Genomic DNA, 17,146 nt, shown 5'->3' on the forward strand with positions numbered 1-17,146 from the left:
GTGCCTGCGAATATCCTGGGTGCTCCGACCGTCGGCTGACGAAGGAGTCCGAAGGTGACGTCGATGCTCGATGCGGTCGTGGTGGGCGCGGGTCCCAACGGACTGACCGCCGCAGTCGAACTGGCCCGCCGGGGCTTCGCCGTCGAGGTCTTCGAGGCCGGGTCCACGGTGGGCGGCGGGGCGCGTACGGAGGAGCTGACGCTCCCCGGCTTCCGGCACGACCCGTGCTCCGCGGTGCACCCCCTGGCCATAGGCTCGCCGGCCTTCGACGCCATGCCGCTCGCCCGGCACGGACTGGAGTGGCTCCAGCCGCAACTCGCCCTCGCCCACCCGTTCCCCGACGGGACGGCCGCCGTCCTCGCCGCCTCGGTGGGGGAGACCGCCATGGCCCTCGGCGCCGAGGACGCGGGAGCCTACCGCCGGCTCCTCGCCCCTCACCTCGGCCACTGGGACACCCTCGCCCGGGACTTCCTTCGCACCCCGTGGGACGGGCTGCCCCGTGACCCGTACCACTGGGCGCGCTTCGGGCTCGACGCGATCCAGCCCGCCGCCCTGCTCTCCCGCCGCTTCCGGGGCGAGAAGGCGCGCGGCCTGATCGCCGGCCTCGCGGCGCACGCCATCGCGCCCACGAACGGCCTCGCGACCGGCGGCATCGCCCTGCTCTTCGCGGTGGCCGCGCACGAGCGGGGCTGGCCGGTCCCGCGCGGCGGTTCCCAGGCCATCTCCGACGCCCTTGCCTCGTACCTGCGCGAACTGGGCGGCACCATCACGACCGGTACGGAGGTCAGGCGCCTGGACGAACTGCCGCCCGCCCGCGCCTACGTCTTCGACACCTCGCCGACCGCGCTCGCCCGGATCGCCGGGCTCGGCCGCGCCTACCAGGGGTACCGCTACGGAGCCTCCTGCTTCAAGATCGACTACGCGCTCTCCGGCCCGGTGCCCTGGACCGCCGAGCCGGCCCGCCGGGCCGGCACCGTACACCTCGGGCCCACCGCCCGTGAGATCGACGACGCCCTGCGCCGGGCGGTCGCCGGCCGCGACCCGGACGTCCCGTTCCTGATCACCGCACAGCCCAGCCTCGTCGACCCCTCCCGCGCCCCCGAGGGCAAGCAGGTCTTCTGGGTGTACGGGCACGTCCCGGCCGGCTGGGAGGGCGACGCCACCGAGGTCATCGAACGGCAGCTGGAGCGGTTCGCCCCCGGCTTCCGCGACCTTGTGCTCGCCCGCGCGGTGGCCGGCCCGCCCGGCATCGCGCGCCGCAACGCGAACTACGTGGACGGGGACATCGCCTGCGGCGCCTTCGCGGGCCTCCAGACCGTGATCCGCCCCAAGCTCGCCCGTGTCCCGTACGCCACCGCGCACCCGGCGGTCTTCCTCTGCTCATCGGCGGCCCCGCCCGGACCGGGTGTGCACGGCATGTCCGGACACCACGCGGCCAAGGCGGTGTGGCGGCGGCTGCGGGAGGCCGGGGCGCCGGGCCGCCGCTGACCGGGGGGTGTCAGGCGGCCTCGGCGCGCGGCCCGGCCGCCAGGAACTCCAGCACGGCCAGCAGGAACAGCAGACACAGCGCGATCCCGACGACCACCCACCCCGTCGGATGCGCCCACAGCAGGTAGACCACGAGCGCGGCGGCCACCAGCAGCCAGGTGATCCAGACGCGGAACCTGCGTACGAACGGGCCGACCGGACCGGTCCGCAGACCGGCCCCGTCGGCGGTGGCGCGCATCGCCCCGATGCCGGAGGTCCACAGCCCCCTGACGGTCGCGGCGCGCCGGCCGGGCCCGGTCAGCCAGGCGGACAGCGCGACGACGACGCCGAGGGCCACCACCATCCGTACCGTGGTCCCCAGGAACCGGGTCATCGCGTCGTAGACCGCGCCCGCCGCCCCCGGCGAGACGCCGGCCGGCAGGGCGTCCAGATAGACCGCCCGGAAGACGCGCAGACCGATGCCGAGCAGGCCCACGGCGACGGCGGCGCCCAGGGCCCCCGCCACCAGCGACCGGCGCCGCCGCACCGCGAGGAGGACACCCCCGGCGATCAGCAGGACGGCGATCACGGCGAGCCAGTCGCCCAGGAACTGCAGGACCCGTACGTACGTCCTGACCTTCCCGATGCCGTCCGACCTGACGAGGGTGATGTCGGTGTGGATCTCCGGGATGTGCCCGGCCACCGCCATGCCCCGGTCGACCAGTTCCTGCTTGACCTGGTCGACGACGGGGGCGAGGTCCAGCGTGACGGCGTCGTCGGTCAGCTCCACCGCGCCGCCGCCCTTCCCGGTCAGAGCCTTGTCGACCGCCCGGTGCGCCCGCCGGTTGCCCTCGGTCCACACCTTCTCGAAGGCGTCCGACGCGGCGACCGCGCGCGCCCGGTCGTGGACGAGACCGCGGACCGCGTCCTCCAACGAGCCGCCGAGGCGTCCGAGCGCCTTCTCCAGCCGGGGCCGGTCCTCCGGCGACACCCCGGACAACAGGGCGGACAGGTCGATCCGGGTCATGAGCGCGTCGGTCACCCGGTCGGCCACGGCGTCCTGGACGTGAGGGTCCGAGGCGAGCGGGGCGACGGTGTCCACGTAACGGTCGGTGTCCCCGATCTGGTCGGACGCCCAGGCGGCGACCACGGAGAGCGGGGCCAGCAGACAGCCGAGGACGATGAGGACGGCGGCGAGGAAGGACCGGCCGCGGTGCCGGGGCGGCCGGGCCCGCGCCTCCTCCTCCAGCGCGGCCACGCGGTCCCGCAGGGCCTCGACCTCCGCGGCTGAGGAGCCGTCACGCGCCGCCGCGCCGCCGTCGTCCACCGCGCCTCCCGCCGGATCCGGATTCCTGACTGTCCAGGCAACGGCGACCGGCGGGCGCGCGCGAGCGGGGTTGCGCCGAACGGACAACCGGGGTGGCCGGCCGGGGGCCGCAGCGGGCCCGGTTAGAGTGGCGCCCTCATGAACGAGCGGCACACGGAACCCAGCACGGACCAGGCCCCGCCCCTGGTGCGCATACAGCTCTTCGGTGGCTTCCGGGTGACCCGCGACGGCGGACCGGCCCTGGCCGAGCGCTGGCCGAGGCAGACCGCGCAGTCCCTGGTGAAACTGCTCGCCGTCGTCCCCGGACACCGGCTCCACCGCGAACAGGTCATCGACGTCTGCTGGCCCGACGCCGGCCCCCAGGCCGCCCAGGGCAGTCTGCGCGTCGCCCTGCACGCCGCCCGCCGGGCCCTCGAACCCGAGCTCGCCTCCCGTGCCACCTCCTCGTACCTCGTCTCGGAAGGCGGGCTGCTCCACCTCGACCCCGCGCGCGTCCGCATCGACGCCGACCGCGCCGAGGAGCAGGCCAGGGCCGCGCTCGCCGCCGGTGACCTGGACGTCCTCCGCGAGGCCCTGGAGCGCTTCTCCGGCGAACTCCTCCCCGAGGACCGCTACGCCGACTGGGCCGAGGGCCGCCGCTCCCAGCTCGCCGATCTCAAGGAGCGGCTGCTCCTCGCCCTCGGCGACGCCCACCTCCGGGCCGGCGAGCCCCAGGAAGCGGTCACCCTCGCGGAACGGCTCCTGGCCGACGACCCCGCCGAGGAACTGGCCCACCGCCTCCTCATCGACGCCTACACCCGGCTCGGGCTGCGCCGCCGCGCGGTGCGCCAGTACCACGTCTGCCGGGCGGCCCTCGATGGCGGACTGGGCGTACGGCCGGGCCCGGAGACCGAGCGCCTGCACCGCGCCGCACTCGCGGCGGAGCCCGCCGGACCGCCGTCCGCGCCCTCCCTGCCCGCCTCGCTCCGCGTCCCCGCCGCCACCCCGCTGCGCGGGCGCGAGGCCGTGCTCGGGCGGCTGCTCGCGGCGGACGGGCCCGCCGTCGTCACCGTGCTCACCGGCGAGGCGGGCGTCGGCAAGACCCGGCTGGTCGGCGAGGTGGCCCGGCAGGCGGCCGCCTCCGGCACCGCCGTCCTGTGGGGCAGCGGACACGACGCGGAGGGGCACACCCCGTACGGCGCCTTCGCCGAGGCCCTGGACGGCTGGCTGGCCGAACGCGACGGGGCGGAACGCGCCCGCGTCGGCGGCGAGTACCCCGAACTGGCCGCGTTCCTGCCGGCGCTCGGCCGGGTCCGCGCCGACTCCGAACGCAGCCCCGAGGAGGAGCGCGACCGCCTCTTCCGCGCCGCGGCCGCTCTGCTCGGCGAGCTGGCCACCGTGCAGCCGGTGCTGATCGTGCTGGACGACCTGCACGCCGCGGACCTGGGCTCCTTCCAGCTGCTGAGCCACCTGGCCCGGCGGGCGGCGCAGGCGGGTGGCTGGCGTTTCCTCGTGACGTACCGGGAGGAGGAGATGGCCGACGGCGACCCGCGTCGCACCGGCCTGTCCTCCCTGACCCGCCAGGGCCTGGCCGTCCGCGAGGACGTGCCGCGCCTGGACCAGGAGGCATGCCTCGCCGTCGTACGCGACATGGTCGGGCCGATGGCCGCCCCCGCCTCCGGCGCCCCGGACCGGATCTGGGAACTCTCCCTCGGCAACCCGCTGTTCGCCGTCGAGCTGGCCCACGGCATGGCCGACGGCACCGGGACCGTCGCCCCCGACGGGGTGCGGCAGCTCGTCGCGGACCGGCTCGCGCGGCTCGACCACGACGCCCGGAGAATGGTCGAGGCGCTCTCCGTGGCCGGACCGGAGACATCGTTGTCAGAACTGCTCGACGTCGCCGCGCACGGACTCCATCCCGTCGTCACCGGGGGCGCCGCCACCGACGCGCTGGAACGCGCCATGGACGCCTCGCTGATCGAGGAGCGGGACATCCTGGTCGGCGGGCGGCACGAGGTGGGCCTCACCTTCCGCCACCCGCTGGTCCGGCTCACCTGCTACGAGAAGCTCTCCGCCATCCGCCGCAGGCAGCTGCACGGTGCCTTCGCGCAGGCGGTGCTCCGCCGCCGCCCCGACGCCGTGGACACCCTGGCCTCGCACTTCACCCGCGCCGACGACCCGCGCGCCGCCGAGTACCTGCGCCGGGCCGCCGCTCGGGCCGCCGCCCTCTTCGCCAACGACACCGCCGACCGCTACTACCGCGACCTGGTCGCCCGGCTCGACGTGGACGCCGCCCGCGCCCGCCTCGCCCACAGCCAGGTGCTGCGCCGCATGGGGAACTTCGCCCAGGCCGCCGAGGTGCTGCGGCTCGCGCTGGACGAGTTCGTCCGGCGCGGCGACCACGAGGACATCGTGCTCGCGGCGGCCTGGCTCGCCGACACCCTCGGGCGCACCGGCCTGCCCGACGCCGGGCGCCAGGTCCTGGCCGCGCACCCGGTGACGGCGGACAGCCCGCCGGAGCCGGCCGCGGGCCACTACCTGGCGGAGGCGGTACTGTGCCGCATCCAGGGGCGGTACGAGGACGCCCTGTCGGCCGCCGAACCGGCCCTGGCCTGCGCGCTGCGGGTGCCGGGCATGCCGGGGAACGGGCTGCTGGCCCGGGTCCACTCGCTCCGGGCCAGCGTTCTCGGCCTGACCGGGCGGCTGGACAAGTCCCATGAGGCGGCCGACCTCGCGCTGGCCCCGGCCGAGGCGTACGGCGACCCGACCCTGCTCGGCCAGGTCCTCTCGATCCTGCGGGAGAACGAGCGGCGCAGCGGGCGGCTGCGTGAGGCGGTGGCCACCGGGCAGCGGGCTCTCGATCTCGTGGAGCAGTCGGGGGACCTGGCCGGGGCCGCCTTCGAACGGGCCAATCTCGCCGAGCTGTGGCTTCTGCTCCAGGAGTTCGACAGCGCGCGCACCCTCGCCGAGGCAGCGGTCGCGGGTGCCGAACAGAACGACGCGTGGTGCCTTCCGTACGCCCTGGCGGCCCTCGCCCTGGTCCGGATGCGCACCGGGGACGCCCGGGATGCCGCCGTCCTGCTCGACAGGGCACAGTCCTCACCGGGTCTCGTGGACCGGCAGGCGGGCCACGAGGTACGGGCCGCCCGCGCCGAACTCGCCCTGCGCGACGGGCTCCCGGGCCACGCACGCCGCGCCGTGGAGGGCCATGAGCGGGACGTGCCGGTGTTCGCCGCCTGGGCCGAGCTGCATTGCGGCCGGCCCGAGGCGGCGCGGCGCCTCGCGGGCGACGAGGTGGCCCGCGCCGCCCGCACCGGCGAACGGCTCGCCGAGGCGGACGCCCGGACGGTCCTCGCCCTGGCCCTGCACCGGCTCGGCGACGGCGAGGCGGCACGGGAGGCGTTGACACGTGCCGACGACCTGGTCCGGGCCATGCCCTACCCGGCGGGCGCGGCCCACGCGGCCGCGGTGCGGGCGCTCATGGAAACGGAGCCGGACACCCGGTAGAGGGGCGGTCCGGCTCCGTTCGGTGGCGCTTACGCGGGCAGCCGCTCCAGCAGCCCCGCGAAGTCGGTGTCCGGCGCCAGGGTGCCGAAGGCGAGGCCCCGGTCCCCGGCCAGCCGCGAGGCGCAGAACGCGTCGGCGACCGCCGTCGGCGCGTGCCGGACCAGCAGCGAGCCCTGGAGCACCAGCGCCGCGCGCTCGATGAGCCGCCGGGCCCGCAGCGGGGCGTCCTCGGTGAGGACCAGCTCGCCGCGCAGCTCCTGCCAGGCCGCGTCCAGCCGGCGGTCCGCCCCCGAGGCGGCCTCGACCTCGGCGCGGAAGGCGTCCAGCGAGTCCGGCTCCCGGGCCAGGGCGCGCAGCAGGTCCAGCGCGTTCACATTGCCCGAGCCCTCCCAGATGCCGTTGAGCGGGGCCTCCCGGTACATGCGCGGCATGCCCGAGTCCTCGACGTAGCCGTTGCCGCCGAGGCATTCCAGCGCCTCCGCGACCGCGACCGGCTGGCGCTTGCACACCCAGTACTTGGACACCGCCGTGGCCAGCCGCAGGAACGCCCGCTCCTGTGCGTCGCCCCGCTGGGCGCGGTCGGCGGCCCCGGCGAGGCGCAGCCCGAGCGTGGTCGCCGCCTCGGACTCGACCGCGAGGTCCCCGATCACATTGCGCATCAGCGGCTGGTCGATCAGCTTGGCGCCGAACACCGAGCGGTGGCGCACGTGGTGGGCGGCCTGGGCGAGCGCGGCACGGATCCCGGCGGCCGAGCCGATGACGCAGTCCAGCCGGGTCATCGTCACCATGTCGATGATGGTGCGCACGCCCTTGCCCTCCGGGCCGACGAGCCAGGCGACCGTGTCGTCGAACTCGGGCTCGCTGCTGGCGTTGGACCGGTTGCCGAGCTTGTCCTTGAGCCGCTGGATGCGGAAGGTGTTGCGGCTGCCGTCCGGCAGGACGCGCGGCACCAGGAAGCAGGAGAGGCCGCCCGGCGTCTGGGCGAGGACCAGGAAGAGGTCGTTCATCGGGGCGCTGGTGAACCACTTGTGCCCGCGCAGCCGCCAGGTCCCGTCGCCCGCCTCGGTGGCCGCGGTGGTGTTGGCGCGCACATCGGTGCCGCCCTGCTTCTCCGTCATGCCCATCCCGGCGAGCAGGCCCGGCTTCTCGGCGGGGGTGCGCAGCCCGGCCTCGTACACCCGGCCGGTCAGCAGCGGTTCGTACGTCTTCGCCAGGTCGGGGGCGTGCCGCAGCGCCGGGACGACGGCGTACGTCATCGAGACGGGGCACAGGTGGCCCGCCTCCAGAGTCGACATCACCATGAAGCCGGCCGCGCGCGCCACATGCGCGCCGGGGCGCTCGTCCGCCCAGGCGGCGCCGGCCAGGCCCGCGCTCACCGAGGCGTTCATCAGGTGGTGGTAGGCGGGGTGGAAGTCGACCTCGTCCACGCGGTGGCCGTAGCGGTCGTGGGTGCGCAGCACGGGCTCGTTGGAGTTGGCCTGCTCGGCCCACTCCTGGGCCTGCGCGCTGCCGACGAGGCGGCCGAGGCGGTGCAGCTCCTCGGTGTGCCACTCGGCGCCCTCGCGGCGCAGGCCCTCCAGGAGCACCACGTCGTCGGCCGCGTCGTGACCGGTCAACGGCGGTGCCTGGTTGGTCACTTCGTGGGTCGCGGCGGTGGGGTTGCTGCGCGGGGCGACGGTTTCGGGCACGGGAACCTCCTGGTGGAAGGGGTGTCAGGGCTGCTGTGCGGGCGGGGCGCCCGCACACCGCAGGGCCATGGCGACGAGTTCGGTGAGCAGCGCCTCGGTGGTCGCGCCGTCCCCGGCCCCGAGCGGGTCGACCAGGACCTCGCCGACCGCGCCGGTGAGCGCGGCGGCGGTGATCTCGCCGTTCTGCGCGGGCAGCAGGCCCTCCTCGATGCCCGCGTGGACGACCTCGGCGAACAGGGCGCGGTAGCGGCGGCGGTACTCCAGGCGTTCGGCGCCGACGGCCGGATCGGCCGGGGCGGCGAGCAGCGCGTAGGCCAGGCCCCGGTTCTCCAGGGCGCGGCGGGCGAAGACCTCGACGCCACGGGCCAGCCGCTCGACCGGGGTCCCGGGCTCGCGCAGCACCGTGCCCAGCACCTCCACCTCGCGCCCGGCGGCGCGCCGGAACACCTCGACGGCCAGCGCCGCCTTGGACGAGAAGTGCTGGTAGACGGAGCCGGCCGCGATGCCGGCCGAGTCGGCGACGGCGGTGACCGACGCCTGCGACCAGCCGACCTCCGTGACCACCGAGGTGGCGGCGGCGATCAGATGCTCCCTGGCTGCTTCGAGCCGACTGATTTCGGCTGGGGTCTTGCGGTAGGCCATGAAAGAAGTGAACCATCATTCAGAGTTTCCCGCCATGGTCCGTTCGCACGGTCCGGCTCGTCAGGAGAACGTGATGCACCTCAGTACCCTGCTGGACAGCGCCGTCCGCTCGGCCGGCGACCACGAAGCGGTCGTCTACGGTGAGCAGCGGTGGTCCTACCGGGAATTCGCCGACGCGGCCCGCCGCGCCGCGACCGTGCTGCGGGAGGCCGGGCTCCGGCCGGGCGACCGGCTGGCCGTGATGACGTACAACACCCCCGCCTTCCTGTTCGCCGCGTTCGGTGCCTGGTACGCGGGCGCCACTCTGGTCCCGGTCAACCACAAGCTCCGGACTGGTGAGGTGGCACGGCAGCTGAGCCACTGCGGGGCCAGGATCGCCGTGGTCGACGCGGAGATCGGGGAGCGCGCCACCGCCGCCGACGCCGGGGTGGCCTGGCTGGTCAGCCACCCCGACGCCGCGCCGGGCGTCCTGCCCGCCGACGCGTTCGAGGCGCGCATCGCGGCCGCCGAGCCGTGGGCCGGGGACCCCGGGACGGACGACGGCATCGCGCAGGTCCTGTACACCTCGGGCACCTCCGGCACCCCCAAGGGCTGCGTCCACACCCACCGGACGATCACCCTGACCGCCGCCTACACCGCCGCCGCCATCCCGCTCCGCCGCGACGGGCGGTTCCTGATCTGCATGCCCGTCTGGCACGCCTCGCCGCTCAACAACTGGGTGATGGGCACGCTGCTGACGCGCGGCACGGTGGTGCTCCAGCGCGAGTACGAACCCCGGGGCATGCTGGAGGTCATCCAGCGCGAACGTGTCACCGCGATGTTCGGCGCCCCGATCGCCCTCATCGCGCCGACGCAGGCGGTCCCCGACTTCGCCTCGTACGACCTCTCGTCCGTGCGGGCCTGGATCTACGGCGCCGGACCGCTCGACGCGGACACCGCGCGCCGCCTGATGAAGGCGTACGGCTCCGAGGACTTCCACCAGGTGTACGGGATGAGCGAGACGGGTCCCGTCGGCGCCTCGCTCCCGCCCGCCGAGCAGGTCGCCAGGGCCGGTGCGATCGGCAGGGGCGGCATGCCCGGGGTCGAGCTGCGGGTCGTGCGCCAGGACGGCGCGGACGCGGGGGCGGGGGAGACCGGCGAGATCTGGCTGCGCTCCGACACCCGCATGGTGGGCTACCTGGACGACGAGAAGGCCACCGCCGAGGTGTTCGCGGGCGACTGGTACCGCAGCGGGGACCTGGGCCGGGTGGACGAGGACGGGTTCGTCACGGTCGTCGACCGGATGAAGGACGTGATCATCACCGGCGGCGAGAACGTCGCCTCGCAGGAGGTGGAGGGCGCCCTGCGCGGCCACCCGGACGTCCTGGACGTCGCCGTCGTCGGCCGGCCCCACCCCCAATGGGGCGAGACCGTGGTCGCCGTGGTCGTCCCGCGCGAGGGCGCCGCGCTCGACCTGGAGGGCGTCCGCGCCTGGCTGGAGACCCGGATCGCCCGCTACAAGGTGCCCCGCGAGCTCGTGCTGCGCCCCGGCCTGCCGCGCACCCCGTCCGGGAAGATCACCAAGCACGTGCTGCGCGACGAGCTGACGCGGTGAACCCGGGCCCGTACCCCTGCGGCGGGCCGCGGGGCCGGGCCGCGTAGGGTCGGGCCATGGCCGACGAACAGGTGACCAGGGCGAAGCGGGGCCCCGGCAGACCCCGCGAGGAGCGGGTCACCCGGGCCGTCCTGGAGGCCGTGGTCGAACTGGTCACGGAGCACGGCATGGGCGCCCTGACGATGGACGCCGTCGCGGCCCGCGCCGGCGTCAGCAAACCGGCCATGTACCGGCGTTGGGCCACCAAGCAGGACCTGGTCCTGGCCGCCGCCGAGTCCCGGATCGGGCCGCTCACCGTCCCCGACATGGGCGACTTCCGGGCCGAGCTGCGCGCCGTGCTGACGGCGCGCATGGAGGCGTACCGGCAGCCGGGCGTCGCGCGGCTGCTCGCCGGGGTGATCGGCTCGGCCTCGGAGGCGGGCGCCGAGCCGGGCGCGTACCGCGACTACGCGGCCCGCGTGATGAGCGAGACCCGCCACCTCCTGGAGCGCGGGGTGGAGCGCGGCGACGTCCGGGACGACGTGGACATCGCCGCCGCCGCGACGCTCGTCGCCGCCTCGCTGGTCTTCCGCATGGTCGGCGAACAGCGCCTGCCCGACGAGCGGTTGGTGGACTCCGTGGTGGACCTCATCAGCCGGGCGGTCGCCGCCCCGGCCTAGGGCCTGTCGTCAAACTGCCGTCTGCCGGGCGACGCCGCCGGGTGCTCCGGCATGCCCGGAACCGCGCGGAACGGGCACCGGACGGTCCGCGGAATCCGCCGGGAAATCGATGCGCCACACCCCTTGCCCCGCCGCATCCTCATATCGATACTGCTGGTTACGTAATTAGCGCACCGCCGGGAGGAACACCCATGCAGACCGCTGTCACGCATCCGAAGCCGGTCCTGGACAAGCCGCTCATGCACTACGGGAGCCGGACGCTCGAACGCCTCGCGCCCGGCGCCGAGCCGGTCACGTACCGGCAGGTCGGGGTCAGCCCGCTCACCCCGCACTTCGGCGCCGTGCTCGACGGAGTCGACCTGACCCGCCCGATCACCGGGGAACTGGCCGAGGAGCTGCGCCAGGCGCTGCTGGAGTGGAAGGTGATCTTCTTCCGCGAGCAGACCGGTTTCACCGCCGAGCACCAGCTCGCCCTGTCCGGCGTCTGGGGCCCGCCCGAGCCCAACCCGTTCTTCCCGAAGACCGGGACGGCCGGCGTCTCGCGCCTGGCCAAGGACGCCAAGGCCGCCGGCAACAAGAACATCTGGCACAGCGACCACTCGTTCATGGTCAACCCGGCGCTCGGCTCCGTCCTGCGCGCCGTGGAGGTGCCCGGGGCGGGCGGCGACACGATGTGGGCGGACATGGCCGCCGCCTACGACAACCTGCCGGACGACCTCAAGGCCCGCATCGCCGAGCTCACCGCCGTGCACGACTGGGCACCCAGCTGGGGCGCCCTCATGAACGACGAGCAGAAGGCGGCGTTCCGCACGTCCTGGCCGCAGGTCGAGCACCCCGTCGTGGTCCGCCACCCGCGCAGCGGCCGCAAGACCCTCTACGTCAACGAGCCCTTCACCACCCGCATCAACGGCCTCTCCGACGCCGAGAGCCGCGAACTGCTCGACATCCTGGTCCTCCAGGCCCGCATCCCCGAGTACCAGGTCCGCTTCCACTGGGAGGCCGACTCGATCGCCATCTGGGACAACATCGCCACCCAGCACTACGCGATCAACGACTACTTCCCGCAGCGCCGGGTCATGGAGCGCATCGCCATCGCCGGCGTGCCGCTCTCCTGACCCCCTCCGCCCCTCTTCCCGGGAGATCCCATGACCGCGGCACCGATCGAACGGCCCCCGCACCCGACCCAAGCGGTGGCACCCGCCGGCACCCGTACCCGGGCCTGGACGGTGACCGCGCTCCTCGTGGTCTTCATGATGGTCAACTTCGCCGACAAGTCCGTGCTCGGCCTCGCCGCCGACGAGATCCGCGCGGACCTGCACCTGACCGCCACTCAGTTCGGCCTTGTCAACGGCGCGTTCTTCCTGCTCTTCTCGGCCGCCGCCGTCCTGGTCGGGCTCGCCGCCGACCGGGTGTCACCGAAGATCCTGCTGCTCCTCATGGCGCTGCTGTGGTCCGTGGCCCAGGTGCCCGCGGCGATCGGCGGCGGCCTCGCCGTCCTCGTCGCCTCCCGGGTCTTCCTCGGCGCGGCGGAGGGCCCGGCCTTCCCCGTGGCCCAGCAGGCCACCCTCGCCTGGTTCCCGAATGACCGGCGCAATCTGCCGGGCGCCCTGATCACCCTCGGCGTCACGCTCGGCGTGATCACCTCCGCGCCCGGCCTGTCCTGGGTCATCCAGCACCACGGCTGGCGCACCGCCCTGTGGGTGCTGGCGGCCGTGGGCCTCGTCTGGGCCGCCGTCTGGAAGGTGCTCGGCGCCGATGGCGGACACCGCGTCGAGACCGCCCGTACGCCCGTACGCGAAGAGGCGCCCGCCGCTCCGGTCCCGTACCGCGCGATCCTCACCAGCCGCACCTGGATCGGCGCCACCTTCGCCTACTTCACCAGCTACTGGACCGTCGCTCTCATGCTGGTCTGGCTGCCGTCCTACCTCCGCAACGCCCTCGGCTACACGGCCGGCCAGGCGGGCACCGTCGTCGTCGCCCCCTGGACCATCGGCGCCGTCGTCCTGCTCGCCCAGGCCGGTGTCACCGGACGGCTGATGCGGCGCGGCGCCGGCAGCCGCCGCGCCCGGGGCTGGGTCGGCGGCACGCTGCTCGCGCTCGGCGCCCTGTGCTGCCTGGCCGTCCCCCTCGCGGACGGCTCCACGGCCAAGACCGTCCTGATCGCCCTCGGCTTCGGGCTCGGCGGTTCGTACGCGGCCGTCGCGGCGACCACCGTCAGCGAACTGGCCCCGCCGGACAGGGCCGGTGGCGCGCTCGGCGTCATGAACGCCCTGGTCACCCTGGCCGGACTGGCCGCCCCGGCCGTCGTGGGCGCCCTCGTCGACGCCCGGGGGACCGGCGGCTACCAGAACGCCGTCGTGCTCTCCGGTCTTCTCCTCGCCCTGGGGGCTGCGGCATCCTTCTGGCTCATCGACCCGGCCCGCGACACCGCCCGCCCGACCCCCTGACCCCTCCCCCCACCCACCCAAGGAGCCCGCCCGTGAGCGCAGTCCCCGCACTCGACACCAGCCCGCTCGACCTCGCCGTCGCCGGCCTGCGCGACCGGGCCGGCACCTGGACCACAACGCCGCTCCCCGAACGCGTCCGCCTCCTGGAGCGCATGCTCCCGCGCATCGCCGAGACCGCGCCCGCCATGGTCGCCGACGCGGCCGCCGCCAAGGGGTACGCCGCCGACTCGGCCTGGGCCGCCGAGGACTGGGTCACCGCCCCCTGGGCCCTGGCCCAGACGGTGAGCGCCTACCTCCACGTGCTGCGCAGGCTCGCCGCCGGACAGGACCCGGTCGGCCGCACGGCCGTCCGCGAACGCGGGGGCCGCGTCCTGGTCGACGTCTTCCCCGCCACCGGGACGGACCGCCTCCTGCTCAACGGGTTCACCGCCGAGGTGTGGACCCTCCCCGGGACCACCCGCGCGCAGGCACTGGCGGACGCGGCGGGGGAGTACCGGGGCCGGCAGGGGAGCCCGGCCGTCGCCCTGGTCCTGGGCGCGGGGAACGTCCCCGCGATCACCCCCCTCGACATCCTGCACAAGCTGTACGCGGAGGGCGAGGTCGTCCTCGCCAAGATGAACCCCGTCAACGCCTACCTGCGCCCGCACTTCGAGAAGGTGTTCGCCGAGTTCATCGACAAGGGCTGGGTGCGCTTCGTGGACGGCGGCGCCGACACCGGCGCCTACCTCACCACCCACGACGGCGTCGACACCATCCACGTCACCGGCAGCGAACGCACCCACGACGCGATCGTCTGGGGCACCGACGACCGGGCCGAGCGGCGCAGGAGCGAGGACACCCCGCTCAACGACAAGCCGTTCACCAGCGAACTCGGCGGCGTCAGCCCCTGCATCGTGACCCCCGGCCCGTGGAGTGCGGCGGACTTCCGCTTCCAGGCCGAGCACATCGTCACCAGCAAGATGAACAACTCCGGTCACAACTGCGTCGCCAGCCAGATCCTCGTCGTCCCCCGCGAGTGGGACGGCACCGAACGGCTGCTCGCCGAGATCCGCCGGGTCCTGCGCGAACTCCCGCCCCGCGCCGACTACTACCCCGGCGCGGACGACCGCCTCGACGCGGTGGTCCGCGCCCACCCCGACGCCGAGTCCCACGGCGAGGGCGCCTGCCGCCTCCTCGTCCCCGACATCACGGACATGGGCGACCCGATGCTCGACATCGAGGTGTTCGCCAGCGCCCTCGGAGTCGTACGCCTGCCGGCTGCCGACGCCCCCGCGTTCCTGCGCGCCGCGACGGAGTTCGCCAACGACCGGCTCCCCGGCACCCTCGGCGCGACCCTGCTCGTCCACCCCCGCACCGAACGCGCCCACCGCCACGCGGTCGAGGAGGCGGTCGCCGGGCTCCGCTACGGCACCCTCGGCGTGAACTGCTGGTCGGCGTTCGGCTTCCTGCTCGGCTACACCCCCTGGGGCGCCTTCCCCGGGCACAGCCGCCAGGACATCGGCAGCGGCGTCGGCTTCGTGCACAACGCGTTCATGCTGGAGCACGTCGAGAAGACGGTCGTGCGCGCCCCCTTCGCACCCGCCCCGCGCGGCCTGTTCACCGGCTCCCCGTCCCTGTCCCCGCGCCCCCCGTACTACGTCACCAACCGCACCGGCCGTACGACCATGGAACGGCTCACCGCGTACACGACCGATCCGAAGGTGTCCCGGCTGCCGGGGATCTTCGCCTCCGCCCTTCTCGGCTGAGCCGCACCGGGCGTCGGGCAGCCCCAGGCAGCCCGACGCCCATGTCGGATTTCCGCCAGCGCCCGGCCCCGCACGTGGCCCATCCTTGAACCATGCACACCGACACCGAGCGCTGCGTCCGGGCGGTCCGGTCCAAGGACGCCCGTTTCGACGGCTGGTTCTTCACGGCCGTCCTGACCACCCGGATCTACTGCCGCCCGAGCTGCCCCGTCGTGCCGCCCAAGGCCGAGAACATGACGTTCTACCCGAGCGCGGCGGCCTGCCAGCAGGCCGGGTTCCGGGCCTGCAAGCGGTGCCGCCCCGACACCAGCCCCGGATCGCCCGAGTGGAACGCGCGGGCCGACTCGGTGGCCCGCGCGATGCGGCTCATCCGGGACGGGGTCGTCGACCGCGAAGGCGTCCCCGGCCTCGCCGCCCGCCTCGGATACTCGTCCCGCCAGATCGAACGCCAGCTCCTCGCCGAACTGGGAGCGGGCCCGCTGGCCCTCGCCCGCGCGCAGCGCGCCCAGACGGCACGGGTGCTGATCGAGACCACCGCCCTGCCGATGGCCGAGGTGGCCTTCGCCGCCGGGTTCTCCTCGATCCGGACCTTCAACGACACCGTCCGCGAGGTCTTCGCCCTGGCACCCGGCGAGCTGCGCACCCGCGCCGCCCGCTCGGCCCCGGCGCCCGCCACCCCGGGCGTCATCGCGCTGCGCCTCCCGTACCGCGCCCCGCTCAACCCCAGCAACCTCTTCGGCCACCTCGCCGCGACCGCCGTCCCGGGCGTCGAGGAGTGGCGCGACGGGGCCTACCGGCGCACCCTCGCCCTGCCGCACGGCCACGGCATCGTCGCGCTCACCCCGCGCCCCGACCACATCGCCTGCCGGCTCTCGCTCACCGACCCGCGCGACCTCACCCTCGCCATCAGCCGGTGCCGCTGGCTGCTCGACCTCGACGCCGACCCGGTCGCCGTGGACGAGCAGCTGCGCGCCGACCCACTGCTCGCGCCGCTGGTCGACGAGGCGCCGGGCCGCCGGGTGCCGAGGACCGTGGACGGCGCGGAGTTCGCCGTCCGGGCCGTGCTCGGCCAGCAGGTGTCCACGGCCGCCGCCCGCACCCATGCCGCCCGGCTGGTCACCGCCCACGGCACCCCGGTGGACGACCCCGAGGGCGGACTCACCCACCTCTTCCCGGACCCGGAGGCACTGGCCGGACTCGACCCCGAGCAACTGGCGCTCCCGCGCAGCCGCCGCCGCACGCTCACCACCCTCGTCCAGGCCCTGGCGGACGGCTCGCTGCGCCTCGGCCCCGACTCCGACTGGGACCGGGCCCGCGCCGAACTGGCCGGGCTGCCCGGCTTCGGCCCCTGGACCGTCGAGGTCATCGCGATGCGCGCCCTCGGCGACCCGGACGCCTTCCTCCCGACCGACCTCGGCATCCGCAGGTCCGCCCAGCAGCTGGGCCTGCCCTCCACCCCGGCCGCCCTCACCGCCCGCGCGGCCGGCTGGCGCCCCTGGCGCGCGTACGCCGTCCAGTACCTCTGGACGGTCGACGACCACCCGATCAACCACCTGCCCGCCGAAGGAAGTGCCTCATGACCCGGCAGCACACCGTCGTCGACAGCCCCTACGGCCCGCTGACCCTCGTCGCCACGGACGGCGTCCTGGCCGGCCTCTACATGACGAACCAGCGGCACCGGCCCCCCGAGGAGACATTCGGCGAGCCCGACCCCCGCCCCTTCGCCGAGGCGGTCCACCAGCTCGACGCCTACTTCGCCGGCGAACTGCGCGACTTCGACCTGCCGTTGCACCTGGACGGCACCCCGTTCCAGCGCAGCGTCTGGGAGCAGCTGCGCCTCATCCCGTACGGGGAGACCCGCTCGTACGGCGAACTCGCCGAGAACCTGGGCAAGCCCGGCGCCTCCCGGGCGGTGGGCCTGGCCAACGGCAAGAACCCGGTCGGCATCATCGTGCCCTGTCACCGGGTGATCGGAGCGTCCGGCGGCCTCACCGGTTACGGCGGCGGCCTGGACCGCAAGCAGCGCCTGCTGGCCTTCGAGAACGGTACGGAGGAGAGCGTGCCGGCGCTCTTCTGAAACGCGTACGGCGA

At 74.8% G+C, this 17,146-nt stretch carries 12 protein-coding genes; 9 read left to right on the forward strand and 3 right to left on the reverse strand.

Annotated elements, in window-relative coordinates; genetic code table 11:
- Nucleotides 1-54 precede the first annotated feature (54 nt).
- Nucleotides 55-1,488 (forward strand): phytoene desaturase family protein, encoded by a 1,434-nt coding sequence (locus EAO73_RS02125; protein WP_147969736.1) that lies wholly within the window; start codon nt 55-57, stop codon nt 1,486-1,488.
- 10 nt (nt 1,489-1,498) lie between these two features.
- On the opposite strand, the gene EAO73_RS02130 is transcribed toward EAO73_RS02125, so the two are convergent.
- Nucleotides 1,499-2,794, reverse strand: coding sequence for a hypothetical protein (locus EAO73_RS02130; protein ID WP_147969737.1), 1,296 nt, complete (start codon nt 2,792-2,794; stop codon nt 1,499-1,501).
- A 138-nt stretch (nt 2,795-2,932) separates the two neighbouring features.
- Between EAO73_RS02130 and EAO73_RS02135 the strand changes: the two genes are divergently transcribed.
- On the forward strand, nt 2,933-6,280 hold the full coding sequence (locus EAO73_RS02135; RefSeq protein WP_147969738.1) for an ATP-binding protein: 3,348 nt from the start codon (nt 2,933-2,935) through the stop codon (nt 6,278-6,280).
- 29 nt (nt 6,281-6,309) lie between these two features.
- Here the strand turns inward: EAO73_RS02135 and EAO73_RS02140 are convergent, their stop codons facing one another.
- Both EAO73_RS02140 and EAO73_RS02145 read right to left on the reverse strand, forming a co-directional pair.
- On the reverse strand, nt 6,310-7,968 hold the full coding sequence (locus tag EAO73_RS02140; RefSeq protein WP_147969739.1) for an acyl-CoA dehydrogenase family protein: 1,659 nt from the start codon (nt 7,966-7,968) through the stop codon (nt 6,310-6,312).
- Nucleotides 7,969-7,992: 24 nt separating this feature from the next.
- Entirely contained in the window at nt 7,993-8,610 is a 618-nt protein-coding gene (locus EAO73_RS02145; RefSeq protein WP_018100383.1) for a TetR/AcrR family transcriptional regulator, read from the reverse strand.
- Between the two features lie 73 nt (nt 8,611-8,683).
- On the opposite strand from EAO73_RS02145, the gene EAO73_RS02150 reads away from it, so the two are divergent.
- From EAO73_RS02150 to EAO73_RS02180, 7 genes are all read left to right on the forward strand, one after another.
- Complete coding sequence (locus EAO73_RS02150; RefSeq protein ID WP_147969740.1) at nt 8,684-10,204, forward strand: class I adenylate-forming enzyme family protein; 1,521 nt, start codon at nt 8,684-8,686, stop codon at nt 10,202-10,204.
- Nucleotides 10,205-10,260: 56 nt separating this feature from the next.
- Entirely contained in the window at nt 10,261-10,863 is a 603-nt protein-coding gene (locus EAO73_RS02155) for a TetR/AcrR family transcriptional regulator (protein ID WP_147969741.1), read from the forward strand.
- A gap of 191 nt (nt 10,864-11,054) precedes the next feature.
- Entirely contained in the window at nt 11,055-11,978 is a 924-nt protein-coding gene (locus EAO73_RS02160; RefSeq protein ID WP_147969742.1) for a TauD/TfdA dioxygenase family protein, read from the forward strand.
- A gap of 30 nt (nt 11,979-12,008) precedes the next feature.
- Nucleotides 12,009-13,310, forward strand: coding sequence for an MFS transporter (locus EAO73_RS02165; protein WP_147969743.1), 1,302 nt, complete (start codon nt 12,009-12,011; stop codon nt 13,308-13,310).
- A gap of 32 nt (nt 13,311-13,342) precedes the next feature.
- Complete coding sequence (locus EAO73_RS02170) at nt 13,343-15,055, forward strand: aldehyde dehydrogenase family protein (protein WP_147969744.1); 1,713 nt, start codon at nt 13,343-13,345, stop codon at nt 15,053-15,055.
- Nucleotides 15,056-15,147: 92 nt separating this feature from the next.
- Nucleotides 15,148-16,635: an AlkA N-terminal domain-containing protein gene (locus tag EAO73_RS02175; protein WP_147969745.1), complete on the forward strand. Its 1,488-nt coding sequence runs from the start codon at nt 15,148-15,150 to the stop codon at nt 16,633-16,635.
- On the forward strand, nt 16,632-17,132 hold the full coding sequence (locus tag EAO73_RS02180; protein ID WP_147969746.1) for a methylated-DNA--[protein]-cysteine S-methyltransferase: 501 nt from the start codon (nt 16,632-16,634) through the stop codon (nt 17,130-17,132). Before EAO73_RS02175 ends, EAO73_RS02180 begins: the two co-directional genes overlap by 4 nt.
- The last annotated feature ends 14 nt before the right edge of the window (nt 17,133-17,146 follow it).

It is taken from the genome of Streptomyces sp. col6 (assembly GCF_008042035.1).
In the GTDB taxonomy this organism is placed as follows: domain Bacteria; phylum Actinomycetota; class Actinomycetes; order Streptomycetales; family Streptomycetaceae; genus Streptomyces.

What these genes read in the sequence shown, in the direction of transcription:
- EAO73_RS02135 (WP_147969738.1), top strand. Translation starts at nt 2,933, where the DNA reads ATGAACGAGCGGCACACGGAACCCAGCACGGACCAGGCCCCGCCCCTG.
- EAO73_RS02145 (WP_018100383.1), bottom strand. Translation starts at nt 8,610, where the DNA reads ATGGCCTACCGCAAGACCCCAGCCGAAATCAGTCGGCTCGAAGCAGCC.
- EAO73_RS02150 (WP_147969740.1), top strand. Translation starts at nt 8,684, where the DNA reads ATGCACCTCAGTACCCTGCTGGACAGCGCCGTCCGCTCGGCCGGCGAC.
- EAO73_RS02155 (WP_147969741.1), top strand. Translation starts at nt 10,261, where the DNA reads ATGGCCGACGAACAGGTGACCAGGGCGAAGCGGGGCCCCGGCAGACCC.
- EAO73_RS02160 (WP_147969742.1), top strand. Translation starts at nt 11,055, where the DNA reads ATGCAGACCGCTGTCACGCATCCGAAGCCGGTCCTGGACAAGCCGCTC.
- EAO73_RS02165 (WP_147969743.1), top strand. Translation starts at nt 12,009, where the DNA reads ATGACCGCGGCACCGATCGAACGGCCCCCGCACCCGACCCAAGCGGTG.
- EAO73_RS02175 (WP_147969745.1), top strand. Translation starts at nt 15,148, where the DNA reads ATGCACACCGACACCGAGCGCTGCGTCCGGGCGGTCCGGTCCAAGGAC.
- EAO73_RS02180 (WP_147969746.1), top strand. Translation starts at nt 16,632, where the DNA reads ATGACCCGGCAGCACACCGTCGTCGACAGCCCCTACGGCCCGCTGACC.